This window comes from Pseudomonas sp. SLBN-26, from assembly GCF_006715895.1.
In the GTDB taxonomy this organism is placed as follows: Bacteria; Pseudomonadota; Gammaproteobacteria; order Pseudomonadales; family Pseudomonadaceae; genus Metapseudomonas; species Metapseudomonas otitidis.
This window is the reverse complement of sequence record NZ_VFOB01000001.1, coordinates 4456989-4473957: the sequence shown is the minus strand read 5'-3', so window position 1 is coordinate 4473957 and position 16969 is coordinate 4456989. Positions and strand designations below refer to the sequence as shown.

General features: G+C 68.7%; 16 protein-coding genes. 8 read left to right on the top strand and 8 right to left on the bottom strand.

The window, feature by feature from the left end:
* Positions 1–117 precede the first annotated feature (117 nt).
* On the bottom strand, positions 118–1404 hold the full coding sequence (locus FBY21_RS20755) for an MFS transporter (RefSeq protein WP_142013352.1): 1287 nt from the start codon (positions 1402–1404) through the stop codon (positions 118–120).
* 292 nt (positions 1405–1696) lie between these two features.
* On the opposite strand from FBY21_RS20755, the gene FBY21_RS20750 reads away from it, so the two are divergent.
* The 3 genes from FBY21_RS20750 (at position 1697) to FBY21_RS20740 (ending at position 4070) form a co-directional block, all read left to right on the top strand.
* A complete protein-coding gene (locus FBY21_RS20750; RefSeq protein ID WP_044409881.1) occupies positions 1697–2101 on the top strand; it encodes an acyl-CoA thioesterase in 405 nt (134 codons plus the stop codon).
* Between the two features lie 73 nt (positions 2102–2174).
* Entirely contained in the window at positions 2175–3083 is a 909-nt protein-coding gene (locus FBY21_RS20745) for a D-hexose-6-phosphate mutarotase (protein WP_142013350.1), read from the top strand.
* 132 nt (positions 3084–3215) lie between these two features.
* On the top strand, positions 3216–4070 hold the full coding sequence (locus FBY21_RS20740) for a Tim44 domain-containing protein (RefSeq protein WP_044409887.1): 855 nt from the start codon (positions 3216–3218) through the stop codon (positions 4068–4070).
* 301 nt (positions 4071–4371) lie between these two features.
* Here FBY21_RS20740 and FBY21_RS20735 read toward each other — a convergent pair whose 3' ends face one another.
* Positions 4372–4851: a GNAT family N-acetyltransferase gene (locus FBY21_RS20735; protein WP_074969731.1), complete on the bottom strand. Its 480-nt coding sequence runs from the start codon at positions 4849–4851 to the stop codon at positions 4372–4374.
* A gap of 124 nt (positions 4852–4975) precedes the next feature.
* Between FBY21_RS20735 and FBY21_RS20730 the strand changes: the two genes are divergently transcribed.
* Positions 4976–5383 (top strand): SMI1/KNR4 family protein, encoded by a 408-nt coding sequence (locus tag FBY21_RS20730; RefSeq protein ID WP_074969733.1) that lies wholly within the window; start codon positions 4976–4978, stop codon positions 5381–5383.
* A gap of 11 nt (positions 5384–5394) precedes the next feature.
* Here the strand turns inward: FBY21_RS20730 and FBY21_RS20725 are convergent, their stop codons facing one another.
* Both FBY21_RS20725 and FBY21_RS20720 read right to left on the bottom strand, forming a co-directional pair.
* Positions 5395–7158, bottom strand: coding sequence for a cation:proton antiporter (locus FBY21_RS20725; RefSeq protein WP_074969735.1), 1764 nt, complete (start codon positions 7156–7158; stop codon positions 5395–5397).
* Between the two features lie 172 nt (positions 7159–7330).
* Positions 7331–7996 carry a GntR family transcriptional regulator gene (locus tag FBY21_RS20720; protein WP_074969737.1) on the bottom strand — a complete coding sequence of 222 codons (666 nt, stop codon included), beginning with the start codon at positions 7994–7996 and terminating at the stop codon, positions 7331–7333.
* A gap of 270 nt (positions 7997–8266) precedes the next feature.
* Between FBY21_RS20720 and FBY21_RS20715 the strand changes: the two genes are divergently transcribed.
* Together FBY21_RS20715 and FBY21_RS20710 are read left to right on the top strand one after the other, a co-directional pair.
* Positions 8267–9658, top strand: a complete 1392-nt coding sequence (locus FBY21_RS20715; protein ID WP_142013347.1) for an aspartate aminotransferase family protein — start codon at positions 8267–8269, stop codon at positions 9656–9658.
* A 94-nt stretch (positions 9659–9752) separates the two neighbouring features.
* Complete coding sequence (locus tag FBY21_RS20710; RefSeq protein ID WP_142013344.1) at positions 9753–11120, top strand: glutamine synthetase family protein; 1368 nt, start codon at positions 9753–9755, stop codon at positions 11118–11120.
* A 48-nt stretch (positions 11121–11168) separates the two neighbouring features.
* On the opposite strand, the gene FBY21_RS20705 is transcribed toward FBY21_RS20710, so the two are convergent.
* Positions 11169–12440, bottom strand: a complete 1272-nt coding sequence (locus tag FBY21_RS20705) for a hypothetical protein (protein WP_142013342.1) — start codon at positions 12438–12440, stop codon at positions 11169–11171.
* 184 nt (positions 12441–12624) lie between these two features.
* On the opposite strand from FBY21_RS20705, the gene FBY21_RS20700 reads away from it, so the two are divergent.
* A complete protein-coding gene (locus FBY21_RS20700) occupies positions 12625–13119 on the top strand; it encodes an acyl-CoA thioesterase (protein ID WP_044409907.1) in 495 nt (164 codons plus the stop codon).
* A gap of 62 nt (positions 13120–13181) precedes the next feature.
* Here the strand turns inward: FBY21_RS20700 and FBY21_RS20695 are convergent, their stop codons facing one another.
* The 3 genes from FBY21_RS20695 to pdxY form a co-directional block, all read right to left on the bottom strand.
* On the bottom strand, positions 13182–13706 hold the full coding sequence (locus FBY21_RS20695; RefSeq protein WP_044409910.1) for a copper chaperone PCu(A)C: 525 nt from the start codon (positions 13704–13706) through the stop codon (positions 13182–13184).
* Positions 13707–13803: 97 nt separating this feature from the next.
* On the bottom strand, positions 13804–14169 hold the full coding sequence (locus tag FBY21_RS20690) for a DUF2946 family protein (protein WP_232104237.1): 366 nt from the start codon (positions 14167–14169) through the stop codon (positions 13804–13806).
* A 253-nt stretch (positions 14170–14422) separates the two neighbouring features.
* Positions 14423–15292: a pyridoxal kinase PdxY gene (gene pdxY / locus FBY21_RS20685; protein WP_107330307.1), complete on the bottom strand. Its 870-nt coding sequence runs from the start codon at positions 15290–15292 to the stop codon at positions 14423–14425.
* A 64-nt stretch (positions 15293–15356) separates the two neighbouring features.
* Here pdxY and FBY21_RS20680 point away from each other — a divergent pair, with 64 nt between their 5' ends.
* Complete coding sequence (locus tag FBY21_RS20680; protein ID WP_142013339.1) at positions 15357–16931, top strand: GGDEF domain-containing protein; 1575 nt, start codon at positions 15357–15359, stop codon at positions 16929–16931.
* Positions 16932–16969: the final 38 nt, after the last annotated feature.

The following is a 16969-nucleotide window of genomic DNA, read 5'->3' as shown; positions in this document are numbered from 1 at the left end:
GCCCCGTACATGACGGCCACGTAGGGTGGGCCGGGCGGCGTTCCGCTTCAGCCCACCAGTGGTGCTCAGCGTGGGCTGAAGCCCACCCTACGGGAGTGCCCCACGAAGTGCGCTCGATCAGCGCTTCTGCCCGATCAGGTACAGCCCGATGAACACCGCCACCCCGCACAGGGCCGCCACGTAGTAGGCCGGCCCCAGCGGGTCCCACTTCATCAGCAGCGACACGATCATCGGTGTCAGCCCGCCGAAGATGGCGTAGGCGAGGTTGTAGGAGAACGACAGGCCGGAGAAACGCACCACCGGCGGGAAGGCCTTGACCATCACGTAGGGCACCGCGCCGATGGTGCCGACGAACAGCCCGGTCAGCGCATAGAGCGGGAACAGCCAGTCCGGGTGCGCCTTGAGGCTGGAGTAGAAGGTCCAGGAACTGGCCGCCAGCAGCAGCCCGCCCACCAGGAAGGTACGGCCCGCACCGAGACGGTCGGCCAGGGCGCCGGAGGCGATGCAGCCGACGGTCAGGCAGACGATGGCCAGGCTGTTGGCCTTGAGCGCGGTGGCCGCGTCGAAGCCGTACACGGTCTGCAGCACGGTGGGGGTCATGAGGATGACCACCACGATGCCGGCCGACAGCACCCAGGTCAGCAGCATGCTGATGGCGATGGCGCCCCGGTGCTCGCGCAGCACCGCCTTCAGCGGCACCTCCTCGGCCAGCGCCTTGCGCTGCTGCAGCTCGGCGAACACCGGCGTCTCGTGCAACCAGCGGCGCAGGTACACGGAGAACAGGCCGAACACACCGCCCACCAGGAACGGCACACGCCAGGCCCAGGCCTGCACCTCTTCCGGGGTGTAGAGGGTGTTGATCAGGGTCGCCATCAGCGAGCCCAGCAGGATGCCGGCGGTGAGGCCCGAGGTGAGCGTTCCGCAGGCGTAGCCGACGTGCCGCGCCGGCACGTGCTCGGCCACGAACACCCAGGCGCCGGGGACCTCGCCACCGATGGCCGCGCCCTGGATCACCCGCATCAGCAGCAGCGCCAGCGGCGCCCAGATGCCGATCTGCGCGTAGGTGGGCAGCAGGCCCATCACCAGGGTCGGCACCGCCATGAGGAAGATGCTCAGGGTGAACATGCGCTTGCGCCCCAGCAGGTCGCCGAAGTGCGCCATGACGATGCCCCCCAGCGGCCGCGCCAGGTAGCCGGCGGCGAAGATGCCGAAGGTCTGCAGTTGGCGCAGCCACTCGGGCATCTCGGCGGGGAAGAACAGCTTGCCCACCACGGCGGCGAAGAACACGAAGATGATGAAGTCGTAGAACTCGAGGGCGCCGCCCAGGGCGGACAGGGACAGGGTCTTGTAGTCGCTACGGGTCAGGGGACGCGCGGGCGCCTCGGAGGCGGAAACGGTGGCCATGTGGGGTCTCTTGTTCGGGGGCAGGCAAAGCGTGCCCGCCACTGCGTTGGCGGCGGGCCGGTCCGCAACATAGCAAAAAGGCCTACCGGGCACACAATCTCTGACGTATGACCGCGACAAAGCCCGACCGGGCGGTCGTCGCCCGCCACGCCGACCTATATACTGCGCGCTGTTGCGCACGGACGACGGGCAGTGGGTCGACGGGCGCCCGGGGATTCTTTGCAGGGCAGCGTGCCCTTCCCCGCCCACCGAAGCCAAATCAGAGCAGCACAGGGGTAGAGGCACCCCAGGCATGATCGAGATCGAAGAAGAAGAAAACCTGACTCCCCAGGGCGACCTGGCCCTGCAGATCACCGCGCTCCCGCGCGAAACCAACGGATTCGGCGACATCTACGGCGGCTGGCTGGTCTCCCAGATGGACCTGGCCGGCACCGCCATGGCCAACAAGGTTGCTGGCGGACGCGTCGCCACCGTGGCCATCGACCGCATGGCCTTCCTCGTCCCGGTCGCCGTCGGCGCCCAGCTCTCCTTCTATACCCAGACCCTGGAGATCGGCCGCAGCTCGATCCAGATGCTGGTGGAAGTGTGGAGCGACGACCCCCTCTCCAGTGAATGGCGCAAGGTCACCGAAGCGGTGTTCGTGTTCGTCGCCATCGACGGCAGCGGCCGCACCCGCCCGGTTCCCCGCCGCAGCTGATGCACCGGCCGGCGGGAACCTCGCCGGCCCTGCCCTTGCCCAAGCTCGGGCCATCCCCCACGAGAGAACGCCGATGACCCGCGCGACCCCGCAGATCGAACGCATCGAAATGGACTCGCTCGCCTGCTGGCGGGTACTCACCGCCGAAGCCGAGCTGCTGGTCGCCCAGCAGGGCGCCCAGGTGCTCAGCTACCGCCGCCACGGCGAGCAGCCGCTGATCTGGCTCAGCGAACAGGCCGGCTACCAGCGCGGCCAGTCGGTACGCGGCGGCGTACCGGTGTGCTGGCCCTGGTTCGGCGACCTGCGCCGCAACCCCGATGCCGTGCAGGCGTGCTACCCCGGTGACGGCAACGCCCCTGCCCACGGCCTGGTACGCGGCCTGGACTGGGAGCTGGACGGCGTCGAAGCCCTCGACGGCGAGGTGCAGCTGCGCTTCAGCCTCGACACCCGACGCCAGCCCCTCCCCGGCTGGCCCCACGCCGCCCGCCTGGGCCTCACCCTGCGCCTCGACGCCCAGCGCCTGCACCTGGCCCTGGACACCGAGAACCTCGGCGACGCCCCCCTGGCCATCAGCCAGGCGCTGCACACCTACTTCGCCGTGAGCGACATCCACCAGGCCCGCGTCGAAGGGCTGGACGGCTGCGACTACATCGAGACCCTGGACGGCTGGAGCCGCCGCCGGCAGGCCGGTGACGTGGCCTTCAGCGGCGAGACCGACCGCATCTACCTCGGCGTCCCCCGCCGTGTGGCCATCCACGATGCCGGCTGGAACCGCCGCGTGGTGCTGGAGGCCGAGGGCTCGTCCTCGGCGGTGGTGTGGAACCCCTGGATCGACAAGTCCACCCGCCTCTCCCAGTTCGCCCCCGACGCCTGGCAGCGCATGCTCTGCATCGAGACCGCCCAGGTGATGGACGACGTCCTGCACCTGGCGCCAGGCGCGCGGCACCGCCTCGCGTTCAGCCTGTGGAGCGAAGCGCTCTGATCCCCTCCGGGGGGCCGGCATGCGCCCGCCCCCACGCCTCGCTAAAAATCCCGATACATTCTCTCGCTGGTCATCACCCCGGTGACTGGGCAGCATGGCGCGCGTGATTCCCAACCCTATAGAGAGCCTGTGATGCGCCGATTCCTCAGTATCGCCCTGGCCCTGTGCGTCGGCCTGACGCTCAGCCTGGACGCCAACGCCAAGCGGATGGGCGGGGGCAAGACCTCCGGTGCCGCGCCGACCCACCAGACCCAGCAGACCCGCCAGGCCCAGCCCAACACCCCGGCCGCCGCGCCGAACGCAGCGGGCCGCCCGGCTGCCGCCAGTGGTGCCTCGCGCTGGCTCGGCCCGCTGGCCGGCCTCGCCGCCGGTGGCCTGCTGGCCTCCATGTTCATGGGCGACGGCTTCGAAGGCATGCAGATCTTCGACTTCCTGATCATCGCCCTGATCGCCTTCGTCATCTTCCGCTTCATCGCCGCCCGCAAGCGCCAGCAGATGGGCCAGCCGGCCATGGCCGGTGCAGCCGGTGGTGCCCCCTTCCAGCGTGAAATGCCGCAGCAGCAGGCGCCGATCTTCGGCAGCGCCGCCCCGGCGGCCCCGGCTCGTGCCTTCAACGCGCCGAGCTGGTTCGACGAAGCCCGCTTCGTCGAGGCCGGTCGCGAGCACTTCCTCGCCCTGCAGCAACACTGGGACGCTGCGGAGATGGACAAGATCGCCGAGTTCGTTACCCCGCAGATGCTCAACTTCCTCAAGGAAGAGCGCGCCAGCCTGGGTGAAGGCTTCCAGTCGACCTACATCGACAACCTGCAGGTGCAACTGGACGGTATCGACGAACTGGCCGACAAGACCGTCGCCACCCTCACCTTCAGCGGCGTCTCCAAGACCTCCCGCTTCGACCAGGGCGAAGTGTTCAGCGAAAGCTGGCGCATGGAGCGCGTCAACGGCGACAACCAGCCCTGGCTGGTGGCCGGCATCCGCCAGAACTGATCGCGACACTGGCATGAAGAAACCCTGGGCTTGTCCCGGGGTTTTCTTTTGTCGGGCCTTGAGGATGAAGGGCGGATAAGACTCTTCGCATCCACCAACTCCCGCCGCCCACTCCCCGGTCGGGCTGTACACGATCCGTAGGATGCGCTGAGGCCACGAAGCGCATCGCGTCCACGCCAGGCCGTGGCACCACATGTTGCACCCGGCCCGATGGGCATCGCTGCGCTCAGCGCCATCCTACGGGGGCGTTGACCATGGCTTTGGCGCGGTCCTTGGCGAATGAATTCGCCCCTGCACGGCATCACACCGTCTCGGTCATCCCCGCGCCCGCCGCCTTGCGCATGCCGATATGGGGGATGTCGTCCTCCAGGTACACCTCGGTCACCGGCTCGAAGCCGAACCGCCCGTAGTACCCCTGCAGGTGCGCCTGGGCCGACAGGTACACCGGCATTCCCGGCCAGAGCCGTTCGCAGGCTTCCAGCGCCTGGGCCATCAGCGGCCGGCCCAGGCCCGCGCCGCGCGCGCTCGCCTCGATCACCACCCGGCCGATGACCACCTCGCCGCCCTGGCGAACCGGGTCCAGCAGGCGCAGGTAGGCCACCAGGCGTTCACCGTCACGGGCCATCAGGTGGTGGGTGTCGCCCACCAGGTCCAGCCCATCCACCTCCAGGTAGGGGCATTTCTGCTCCACCACGAACACCTGGGTACGCAGGGCGAGGATGGCGTAGAGCGCCTCCTTGGTCAGGGCGTCGTGGTGCTGGCAGCTCCAGTCCAGGGTCATGTGCGGGCCTCGCGTAGTCGATCAGGCCGGGCAGTATGCCGGCGCAGCACGTCGCCCCGCGACGGTTTTTCCGACACGCCGGCTACTGTATAAAGCGCATCCCAATGCACGAGGGCCTGTCGCCGTGGAAGAAGTCATCGAACAGCTGCGCGAACTCAACGAACCGGTTCCCGTCCCGCTGGAGCTGCCCGACGAGGAGCTGCTGGTGGAGATCGAGGAACAGTTGCTGATCAACCTGCCCTTCGAACTCCGCGAATTCCTGCTCAAGGTCAGCGACGTGGTCTACGGCCGCCTGGAGCCGGTGACCGTCACCGACCCGCAGTCCCACACCTACCTGCCGGAAGTCACCGCCGTGGCCTGGGACCTGGGCCTGCCCCGCGACCTGGTGCCGATCTGCCAGGATGGCGACGACTACTACGTGGTCGACGCCGAGGGCGAGGTGCTGCTGTGGTCCGGCGCCGAGGGCGAGATGACCGACGAGAGCTGGGACTCCGTCTGGCACTGGGCCCGGGACGTCTGGCTCGCCAGCTGAGCCGGCGGGCCTCAGTGGGGCGGCCTGGGCGGGTTCTGCTCCAGGGTCTCCATCAGCGCGATCTGCATCCGTGAATGCACGCGGATCAGCCAGCGCCAGGCCAGTGCGATAACGCCTGCCGCCAGCAGGGCGATGAGCACCAGCAGCTCCACGGTCGGCAGGATGCTCGCCGACAGCGCCATCAGCAGCGGCATGAAGCCCACCAGGGCGAGCAGCGGGATCAGCTCGGCGATCACCTTGCGCACCCGCGCCGTGTGCCGCCCGGCCTTCTCCGGGCGCACGCCCATCTCCGCCAGGAGCATCGACAGCGCCTTGAGCTTGCGGTACGCGGCGATCAGGAAAGGCAGCGAGAGCAGCAGCGCCGCCCCCCAGACCAGCCCCTTCTGCAGGTTCTCCGCAGCCACCCAGTTCGCCACATGCCCGGTCAGGGCGCCGGCGAAGTAGGCGCCCGAGAGGAAGATGGCCACCACCAGCGCGATGTTGATCCCCACCTGCAGCAGGATCTTGCGGATCATCCCCGCCAGCAGCGCGCCCTCGCCGTGAGGCTGGATGCTGCGCAGCCAGTCGCCGTAGTGGTTGAACACCCGGGCGATGCGCGGCGGCACCAGGCTGGCGAGCCGCAGTGACAACGGGTCGGCGGCACGGATCAGGTAGGGCGTGAGCAGCGTGGTGATGGCCGAAACGGCCACCGCCACCGGATAGAGGAAGTCACTGGTCACCTTCAGGGTCATGCCCAGCGCCGCGATGATGAAGGAGAACTCGCCGATCTGGGACAGCCCCATCCCCACCCGCAGCGAAGTGCGTCCGTCGTTGCCGGCGATGAAGGCGCCGACGCCGCAGGAGAGCATCTTGCCCAGCACCACGGCGACGGTGATCACCGCGATGGGCCAGGCGTAGTCAAGCAGGATGGCCGGGTCGATCATCAGGCCGATGGCGACGAAGAAGATCGCGCTGAACAGGTCCCGCACCGGCTCCACCAGGCGCTCGATCTGCGCCAGCTGGCGAGACTCGGCCATGATCGCGCCGATCAGGAAGGCCCCCAGCACCATGCTGTACTCCAGCTTCACCACCAGCAGGCAGAAGCCGAAGCACAGCCCCAGCACCGTCACCAGCAGCATCTCGTTGCTCTCGAACTTCGCCACGTAGGCCAGCAGGCGCGGCACCAGCAGGATGCCGATGACCAGCGCGACCACCATGAACAGGCTGAGCTTGCCGACGGTGGCGAACACCTGGCCGGTCTCTACCGAACCGGACAGGGCGATGCCGGACAGCAGCGCGATGATGCCGATGCCAAGGATGTCCTCGACGATCAGCACGCCGAAGATCAGTTGGGCGAAGCGCTCGTGCTTCATCTTCAGGTCGCCCAGGGCCTTGATGATGATGGTGGTGGAGGAGATCGCCAGGATTGCGCCGAGGAACAGCGAGTCCATGGTGCTCCAGCCGAAGAAGCGCCCGATCTCGTAGCCGATCCAGATCATCAGGACGATTTCCAGGAAGGCCGCGATGAAGGCCGTCGCCCCCACCTGGAAGAGCTTGCGCAGGCTGAACTCCAGCCCCAGGCAGAACATGAGGAAGATCACCCCCAGCTCGGCGAGGATCTTGATCGTGTGTTCGTCGTGGATCAGCGCGAAGGGCGGCGTATGCGGCCCGATGAGGAAGCCGGCGAGGATGTAGCCCAGTACCACCGGCTGCTTGAAGCGATGGAACAGCACCGTGACCATGGCGGCCACCAGCATGATCACGGCCAGGTCCTGGATGAAACTGATGGCATGCATGGCGCACCGGCTCCTCTTGCTCGTCAGTGCGCAGGCGTGGTCGCCGCGCCCGGGGTTACTCCCTTGGCCCCGAAGAGCCACGTAAGAACTCTGGAAGGTCTATGTAAGACTTTTCCGGAGAGTAACACCCGGTCTCACGCCATCATTTCCGCGAAACAAACCGAAACAGGTTTCAACCGCCGCTGCGGGCCTGGCTGGTTTCCAGCGCCAGCAGGTTCATCAGGAAGTTGCCGAAGAACTGCATGTCCTGCTCGATGGCTGCCCGCGCGCCACGGGCGTCGCCTGCCCGCGCGGCCTCATAGGCGTCTTCATGGAAGTCGTTCAGGCGCAGGGACAGGTCCGCCTCGGTGAACAGCTGGTTGAAGAAGGGCCCGACCTGCAGCCAGAGGGATTCGATCATGCGCAGCAGCGTCGGGTTGGCGCAGGCGCGGTAGAGGGTCAGGTGGAACAGGCTGTTGTCGTCCAGGTAGCCCTGCACGTCGCGGCGCTCCAGGGCCTTTTCCATGCGCTCGACGCAGCCTTGCAAGGTCGCCAGCTCATCGGTGCTCAGGCGCGGTACGGCGGTTTCCACCGCCAGCCCTTCCAGCGCCAGGCGCACCTGGAACACCTGGGCGAAGCGTTCCCGGGTCATCACCGGCACCCGCACCGAGCGCTGCGGCTCGCCTTCCAGGGCGCCTTCGGCCACCAGGCGCTGCAACGCGGCGCGCACCGGCATCGGGCTGGTGCCCCAGGCGGCGGCGAGGTCGCGGATCTTCATGCGCTCGCCGGGTTTGAACTGGCCTGCCAGCAGGCCTTCACGGAGTCGGAGGTACAGCTGTTCCTGCAGGTTCTCGGCCATGGCGGATCACCGTGCGGAAACCGGCGGGGCCGGCAGTTGGCTGAGGGTCAGGCTGCAATCGCGCATCGTGGACACCGTCTATATCAAGGGTTGGGGAGGCCCGCACGGGCTGTGCGGACACGGGACTCGATCAGCAGGGGGACGGTTGCTTTCGCCTCCTTGTGATCACAAAGCAGGTGAAAGCCTACTCCAAACGACGTATCCGGCCAATGCTTGACACAAATGTGATCACAAATCACGATGTGCGGAAATTCGAACGAGGTGTTCAGCATGACCGCCAGTGGTATCAGCCAAGCCGCCGTGGAAACCTTCGCCGCCCGTGAGCGCACCCGCTTCATCGAGCGCAACCCGACGTCCGTCGCCCTCGCCGAGCGCGCCCGCAACTCGCTGTATGCCGGCGTGCCGATGCACTGGATGGCCGACTGGTCCACCCCCTGCCCGCTGTTCGTCGAGCGCGCCAAGGGCGCCCGCTTCTATGACGTGGACGGCCACGAATACATCGACTTCTGCCTGGGCGACACCGGCACCATGTTCGGCCACTCGCCGGACCCGGTGGCCCGTGCCATCGCCGAGCAGGCCGGCAACGGCCTGACCACCATGCTCCCCGGCGAAGACGCCGTGGTCTGCGGCGAGCTGCTGGCCGCCCGCTTCGGCCTGCCCTACTGGCAGGTGACCGCCACCGCCACCGACTCCAACCGCTACGTGCTGCGCTGGGCCCGTGCCGTCACCGGCCGCAAGACCCTGCTGGTGTTCGACGGCTGCTACCACGGCACCGTGGACGACGTGATGGTGCGCAGCCGCGACGGCCGCACCGTGCACCGCTCCGGGCTGGTGGGCCAGGCCTACGACCTGACCCAGTACAGCCGCGCCATCCCCTTCAACGACGTCGAGGCCCTGGAGGCCGCCCTGGCCCAGGGCGACGTCTGCGCCCTGCTCTGCGAGCCGGCCATGACCAACATCGGCATGGTCCTGCCGGACCCGGGCTTCATGCAGAAGTGCCGCGAGCTGACACGAAAGTACGGCAGCCTGCTGATCATCGACGAGACCCACACCATCTCCACCGACATCGGCGGCTGCACCCGCCTGTGGAACCTCGACCCGGACTTCTTCGTGGTCGGCAAGCCGATCGCCGGCGGCGTGCCCTGCGGCATCTTCGGCTGCAGCGCGGAGATGGCCGAACGCATGGCCGCCTCGCGTAGGCAGGCCCAGGAAGACAGCCATGGCCACGGCCACAGCGGCATGGGCACCACCCTCTCGGCCAACGCCCTGGCCATGCACTGCATGCGCGCCAACCTCGAAGAGGTCATGACCCAGGCCGCCTACGACCACATGCTGCCCCTGGCCAAGCGCCTGGCCGACGGCTTCCGCCGGCTCATCGCCCAGCACGACCTGAAGTGGTCGGTGACCGAGCTGGGCGCCCGCAGCGAATTCCAGTTCTGCCCGGTGTCCCCGCGCACCGGTGCCGAGGCCGAGGCCGCCTTCCATGACGAGCTGCAGATGGCACTGCATCTGTACCTGATCAACCGCGGCATCCTCATCACGCCGTTCCACAACATGACCCTGTGCTGCCCCGCTACCTCCGAGGCGGACGTGGACCAGCTGATCGCCACCCTGGACCAGGCCATCACCGAGCTGCTGGCCATCCCCGGCGCCCGCGAATAGTCCGTAGACCGGTCGGGCGGATGGCGCTGTCATCCGCCCACACCCAACCACCGGTGGCTGGAGGACGCGCCAGCCACCCGACGCGAGAACCCCCATGCCCTTCGCCCATCCCCAGGAAGCCCGCGACTTCCTCGAACGCCACCCCGAAGTCCGCAGCATCGAGCTGATGCTGATCGACGCCAACGGCATCCCCCGCGGCAAGCTGCTGCACCGCGACGAGCTGCTGGCCATCTACGAGAACGGCCGCCCGCTGCCCAGCTCCATCCTCTCCCTCACCCTGCAGGGGGAGGACGTGGAAGCCAGCGGCCTGGTCTGGGAAGTGGCCGATGCCGACTGCTGGACCTACCCCCTCGCCGGCTCCCTGTGCCTGCAGCCCTGGCGCGCCACCCCCACCGGCCAGGTGCAGGTGAGCATGCACCCGACCCAGGGCCAGCCGGCCGCCGCCGGCGACCCGCGCCACGTGCTGGCGCGCACCATCGACCGGCTCAAGGCAGACGGCTACCACCCGGTCATGGCGGTGGAGCTGGAGTTCTACCTGCTGGACAAGCAGCGCGACGCCAACGGCCGCCCGCAGCCCGCCCTGCAAGCCAACGGCGTGCGCCCGCAGGCGCCCCAGGTCTACGGCGTGTACGAGCTGGAACAGCTGCAGCCCTTCCTCGACGACCTCTACGCCGCCTGCGAAGCCCAAGGCCTGCCGGTGCGCACCGCCATCTCCGAATACGCCCCCGGCCAGCTGGAACTGACCCTGGAGCACCGCTTCGACGCGCTGCAGGCGGTGGACGAAGGCCTGCGCTACAAGCGCCTGGTCAAGGGCGTGGCCAACAAGCACGGGCTGATCGCCTGCTTCATGGCCAAGCCCTTCGGCGACCTGGCCGGCAGCGGCCTGCACATGCACGTCAGCCTGGCCGACGCCGAGGGCAACAACCTGATGGCCAGCGAAGACCCCCACGGCACCCCGCTGCTGCGCCACGCCATCGGCGGCATGATGGCCACGCTCAACGACGCCCTGGCGATCTTCTGCCCCAACGCCAACTCCTACCGGCGCTTCCAGGCCAACAGCTACGCGCCGCTGGCCAAGAGCTGGGGTGTGAACAACCGCACCGTGTCCTTCCGCGTGCCCGGCGGCCCGGCGAAGAGCCGCCACGTGGAGCACCGCATCTGCGGCGCCGACGCCAACCCCTACCTGGCGGCTGCGGCCATCCTGGCCGGCATCCACACCGGCATCCGCGAACAGATCGACCCGGGCAAGCCCATCGTCGGCAACGGCTACGAGCAGGCCCGCGAAACCCTGCCCACCGACTGGCTCACCGCCTTGCGCAATCTTGAGCAGTCCGCCTGGGCGAAGGACGCCCTGGGCGAGGCGTTCCTGAAGATCTACCTCGCCATCAAGTGGGAAGAGTTCCGCCAGTTCGTCAGCGAAGTGGGCGAGCAGGACTGGCGCTGGTACCTGACCCACGCCTGACCGCTGGAGGCCCTGCCGACCCAGGGGCCGGCAGGGTTATCCACAGCGTTAGCGCAGCGGCAGGCAGCGGGCGTTGGGCTTGGGTTCGAGGGGCCCGGCGAAGCACACCCGGTTCCCGCCCTCCAGGCGCGCCGGCTGGCCGGGGTAATAGGGGTTATCCACAGGCGAGGCCGCCAGCGCCGCCGCCCAGCCGGACGGCTCGGCGGGCAGATCGTCCAGCAACGCCAGCAGGCGCAGCTTCGCGTCCAGGTCCTGGATGCGGCCGGCATAGGCGCGGTAGTCCGGCCCGGCGGTTCCCACCAGTCGATCCCCCATCCAGTTGCGCCAGCCCGTGGGCTGCGGAACCACCAGAGGCTGCGCCTTCACCTCGCGGGCAAAGTCCTTCGGTTCCAGCCGGGACAGTTCGGCAACCTGGCGGAAGGGCGGAAACGTGGCATTGAGGCTCATGTTCGGCCGCACCAGCAGTGCCATGCCGATGCGCTCCTTCAACGGTACCTCCTTGCCACCGGGCAGGCTCTGGAACAGCGTCGCGATGTACAGCAGCTCCCGCTGCAACGGCTTGACCAGGGCACGCTCCGCCTCGTTCAGCGGTGCTGGCTGCTGCGGTACAGGCATCCAGCCCTGACGGTACAGGCGGGCCTGCAACTCCAGGTTGCGGTCGATCAGCTTGCTGGTCATGACTTTCACGACAAGCTGGTCCGTCCTCGCCAAGAGGCGGCGCAGGCTGACCAACTCCTCTGCCAACAAACGCCGGGCCTCCTCACCCTCGCCCCTGCGAGCTCGCTGCATGATCTGCAGGCCAAACATCTGCTGGGCCCGATTGAGAGGGGACAGCTTCGGCAAGGGCTCGCTGGCACCTTCGGTGGTCAGCGTCTGATAGTCATCCAGCGTCAGCAGGTGGTTGTAGCGTCCGATCAGCAGGCCATGGTCGCGCACCCACGCATCCAGCTCACCCTCCCGAGCCACAAGGCTCTCCCAGCAGCCGTCCTGCCCCAGGTCACACAGCTGGGGGATTTCGGACAGTTCAAGTCCGGGCAGGTCAGGCAATTGGGCGTCATCCGTCGCCCCGTGCTGGGCGTACCAGCGCTCGTAGAGGTCCAGCCGCTCGCGGCCGTAGGCCTCCGGCGCCTGGTCGGCCGGCGCATCCATGCCCATCAGGTAAAGGAATGCCGCGCTGTCGGCGCCCTCGTGGCGGGCATCCCGCAGCCAGTCGGCCACCTCCGGACGCAGCGGGTCGTCCCGCAGCAGCAGCGCGCCCCCCGTCACCAGGGCGCCCACCAACACCGCACTGCCGAGCAGACCGATCACGGCGCGCTTCATGGCTGCACTCGGGCGATAGGAAGGAGGATGAAGTTTTCGCAGCGCCACGTGGGGCGCCAGGTGTAGCCTGCCGGCATGGGAGGGCGTCCTTGCTTGGGAAAAAGACGCCCATCATACGGGCGCCCGTCCCGGCGCGGTTGGCACCGCGTCACGCACCCCGACTCACACTGCCTCTGGAGCCCCGATGGAACCCGGCAACGCACAACTGACGATGACCGTCCTGATGACCCCGGACATGGCCAACTTCTCCGGCAACGTCCATGGCGGCACCCTGCTCAAGTACCTCGACGAGGTGGCCTACGCCTGCGCCAGCCGCTACGCCGGGCGCTACGTGGTGACCCTCTCGGTGGACCAGGTGGTGTTCCGCCAGCCGGTGCACGTCGGCGAACTGGTGACCTTCCTCGCCTCGGTGAACTACACCGGCACCACCTCCATGGAGATCGGCATCAAGGTGATCACCGAGAACATCCGCGAACGCTCGGTGCGCCACACCAACAGCTGCTTCTTCACCATGGTGGCGCTGGACGATGAGCGCCGCCCGGCACCGGTCCCGCCGCTGGAGCCGCAGACCCCCGACCAGAAGCGTCGCTACGTGCAGGGTCAGCAGCGGCGGGAGATCCGCCAGGAACTGGAACGCCGCTACCGCGCCTTGCGCGGCGAGGACGACGTCCAGGGTTGAGAATCCGGCTTGCACCCGGCAGGGGCGAGGGCCCCTGCTGGCGGGTGCAGGCCGGCAGGCGGTTACTGGGCGTGACCGCTGTGCTGGCTGTGGTCGCCCTGCTCGGCGTGTTCGCCGTGGGCGTGGGCCTTCTCGGCGGCGGGGGCGGCCTTCTGCACGGCGATCTCCACCTTGAGGTCGCCGGCCTTCTCGAAGTGCAGGGTCAGGGGGAAGCGCTCGCCATCCTTCAGCGGCTGCTTCAGGCCGAACATCATCAGGTGGTAGCCACCCTGCTCCAGGCGCACCTCGCCCCCGGCGGGAATGGCCAGGCCACCTTCCACCTGCTGCATCTTCATCACCCCGTCCTTGTGCACGTGCTCGTGGATCTCGGTCTTGCCGGCACGGGGGGTGTCGGCGCCCACCAGGCGGTCCGGGGTGTCGCCGTTGTTGTGCACCACCAGGTAGGCCGCGCCATTGGCGGACACCGGCGGCAGCTCCAGGGCCCACGGGTGGTCGATGTGCAGCTTGGCCACCTGGTACTCGTGGGCCAGGGCGGCGGTGCTGAACAGGCCCAGTAGGGCAGCGGCGGAAATCAGGGTCTTGCGCATGGGGTCACTCCTTGGAAAGTCGATCGGCGCCGGGCCTGAAAACGGCCATCCGGACGCCGGGAACGCCGCGCACAGGGGCGCGCGGCGGCAGACGGTTTCAGGCGAGCGACGGCGGTGCGCGGGGCCGGGCACCGGGGAATACCGAGGCGGCACCATGGCCCGCCTCCGGCTCCAGCGGGGCGAAGAACGCCGTGGCCGGCAACAGGGCGGGCAGCAGCGGTGCGGGCGTGAGTGCCGGGGAGGCGGAGAGCAGCGTGCAGTAGCCGCACTTGGCCAGCAGGTGGTCGGGGTGGGCCGGGAGCTTGGCCGAATCACGCCCGGAGGCGCAGGCCATCTCCGCCAGCCAGGCCGGCAGTTCGCCCGCCTGGGCGCGGACCTGGGACAGCAACGGACCGGCCACCACCAGCCACAGGGCCAGCAGTCCGAGCCAGGCGCCGAAGCGCATGCGTCCGTGATGAGCCAATCCCGTCTCCCGGGTCCGTTGGAGGGTGGCGTGGGCAACCACGCCGGAAACCGCGCCATGCTAGCGATACAGCGCCGGCAAGCATAGCCGCTGAAGGGCACCTCCAAACACGGCCTGCGTTGTCATCGCGGCGTTGAAAACAGCCTCAAATGCTCATTTACAGCACATAAACTGCGCTTTTTCGCCGGTTTTTGCCTTCGGCTTCCGGCCTCGCCGACGTTTTTGGACGTGCCCTGAGTCAGATGGCCGCAGGTCAGCCCAGGCGACGCGCCTCGAAGCGCACGCGCGGGTGGGCGATGCGGTCCTGGGCCCGCACCAGCTCCAGTTCGTAGCTGCCGCAGGCCTGGGTTTCCAGCAGCACCTCGTGCACTGCGGAAGCAGCGAATTCGAAGGCCGCCACCAGGGTGTCCCCCAGCAACAGACGGGCGAGGAACACCCCGGACGTCAAGTCGCCCACACCCACCGGCTGGCGCGGGAAGGCCAGCAGCGGCCGGCGCAGCAGCCAGCTGCCGTCGGCACTGACCAGCAGCATTTCGAAGTCCTCCGGGGCGCGGCCGGGGTAGTCCAGGTGCTTCACCAGCACTGCACGCGGGCCACGGGCCAGCAGCGCGCGGGCCATGGCCACGCAGTCCTCCAGGGACTCCGGGCGGCGCCCGGCGAAGCTGTTCAGCTCCAGCTGGTTGGGGCACAGGTAGTCGGCGGCCGCCGCGGCCTCCTCCAGCAGGAAGCGGCTCACTTCAGGGGCCACCACGCAGCCCTTTTCCGGGTGGCCCATCACCGGGTCGCACAGGTACAGCGCGCGCGGGTTGGCCGCCTTGATGCGGGCCACCGCCTCGAGGATCTCGCGGCCCTGGGCGGCGCTGCCCAGGTAGCCGGACAGCACCGCATCGCAGTTGCCCAGCTCGCCGATGGCGGCAATGCCCTCCACCAGCTGGGGGATCTGCCGGGGCGGCAGCACCTCGCCGGTCCACTGCCCGTACTGGGTGTGGTTGGAGAACTGCACGGTGTTCAGCGGCCAGACCTTCACCCCCAGGCGCTCGACCGGGAACACCGCCGCGCGGTTGCCGGCGTGGCCGAACACCACATGGGACTGGATGCTGAGGAGATGGGGCGTGCGCGACATGGAAGGTCCTTCGGGTCGGGGTGGATCGAATGCCAGGAGGTGCGGGCTCGGTTCGCCGGCCATAATGGCAGGATTCTCCAACCTGCCGGCACCCACCGTCACCATGGAATCCCTGTATTTTTCGCCCATGCTGCTCGGGCTCAACCTGATGCTGGGCAGCGCCCTGGCCTGCACCGGGCTCTGGTACGTCTCGCGCCCCTATCGCGGTCCCGGCTTCTGGGCGGCCGGCGCCTGGCTGCTGATCCTCGGCATCCTCGCCTTCTTCGTCTTCGTCGCCACCGGCAACCGCGTGCTCAACGTCCTCGGCAACGCCACCCAGCTGGCCGGCGAGGCAGTGCTGATGCTCGGGGTGTTCCGCTTCCTCGGCCGGCCGTTGCCGGTCTGGACGGTGCCGGCCAGTGCCGGGCTGATGGCCGCCTTCAACAGCTGGCACTGGTGGGTGGCACCGCTCAACAGCGAGCTGCTGATCGCCGTCTACGCCGCCATCGGCGGGGCGCTGCCCCTGCAGGCCGCCAGCGCCCTGCTGCGCCACCCGCGCGAACCCCAGCTGCGCGGGGTGTGTGCCGGCGTCGGCGTGGTGCTGCTGGGCTACGCCCTGGTCACCCTGCTGCGGGGCGGCATCGCCGTGCACGACTGGCTGAACGCGGTGGAGCACCCCGACGTGACCCGCTCGGTGGCCTACCTGCTGCCCTACAACTTCGGCATCCCGCTGTGGGTCATCGCCCTGGTGGGCCTGGCGCTGATGACCATGCGCCGCATCCTCCTCGACAGCCAGCGCCACGCCGAGCAGGCCGAGGCCGGCGCCCAGCGCTTCGAGCGCCTGATGGGCCTGACCAGCGTCGGCCTGATGGTGCTGCAGGACGGCCGCATCCAGGACAGCAACCCGGCCCTCGACAGCCTGTTCGGCCTGCCCCGCGACGGCCTGCGCGAGCGCACGCCCCAGGCGCTGTTCCCGGCCAGCGAGCAGGCTGCGCTGGAGCGCCTGCTGACGGAGGCCGACGGCACCCCGCGCGACTTCGCCGTGCAGCGCCAGGACGGCACCCTGCTCGCCGTCGAGTGCTCGGTGACGGTGCTGGACGACCGACAGCGGCTGATGGAGATCCGCGACGTCAGCCACCGCAAGGCCCTGGAGGAACGCCTGCGCCTGCAGGCCACCACCGACCCGCTGACCGGCGCCCTGAACCGCCGGGCCTTCGACGCCCGCGCCGAGCAGGAGCGCCTGCGGGCCCTGCGCCAGGGCCAGCCGCTGTGCCTGGCGATGCTCGACATCGATCATTTCAAGCGCATCAACGACCAGCATGGCCACGCCGCCGGCGACCAGGTGCTGCAGGCCTTCAGCCGCCTCTGCCAGGCGGCCGCCCGCAGCACCGACGTGTTCGCCCGGATCGGCGGCGAGGAATTCGTCTTCCTGCTGCCCGACACCCCGGCCGATGCCGCCCGTCGTTTTCTTGAACGGTTGCGTGAGGCCGTGGAGCAGCTGCGCATCGAAATCGACGGTCAGGCGCTGGCCGTCAGCGTCAGCATCGGCCTGGCCGAAGCCCCGGCGGAGCGAGGTCTGGAGGCCCTCCAGGAGGCGGCCGACCAGGCGCTTTATCGAGCCAAGCAGCAGGGTCGCAATCGCCTCGAGCTGGCCTTCTGATCGGCCACGGATGGGTTAAGCTTCAGCGCATCCGAGGG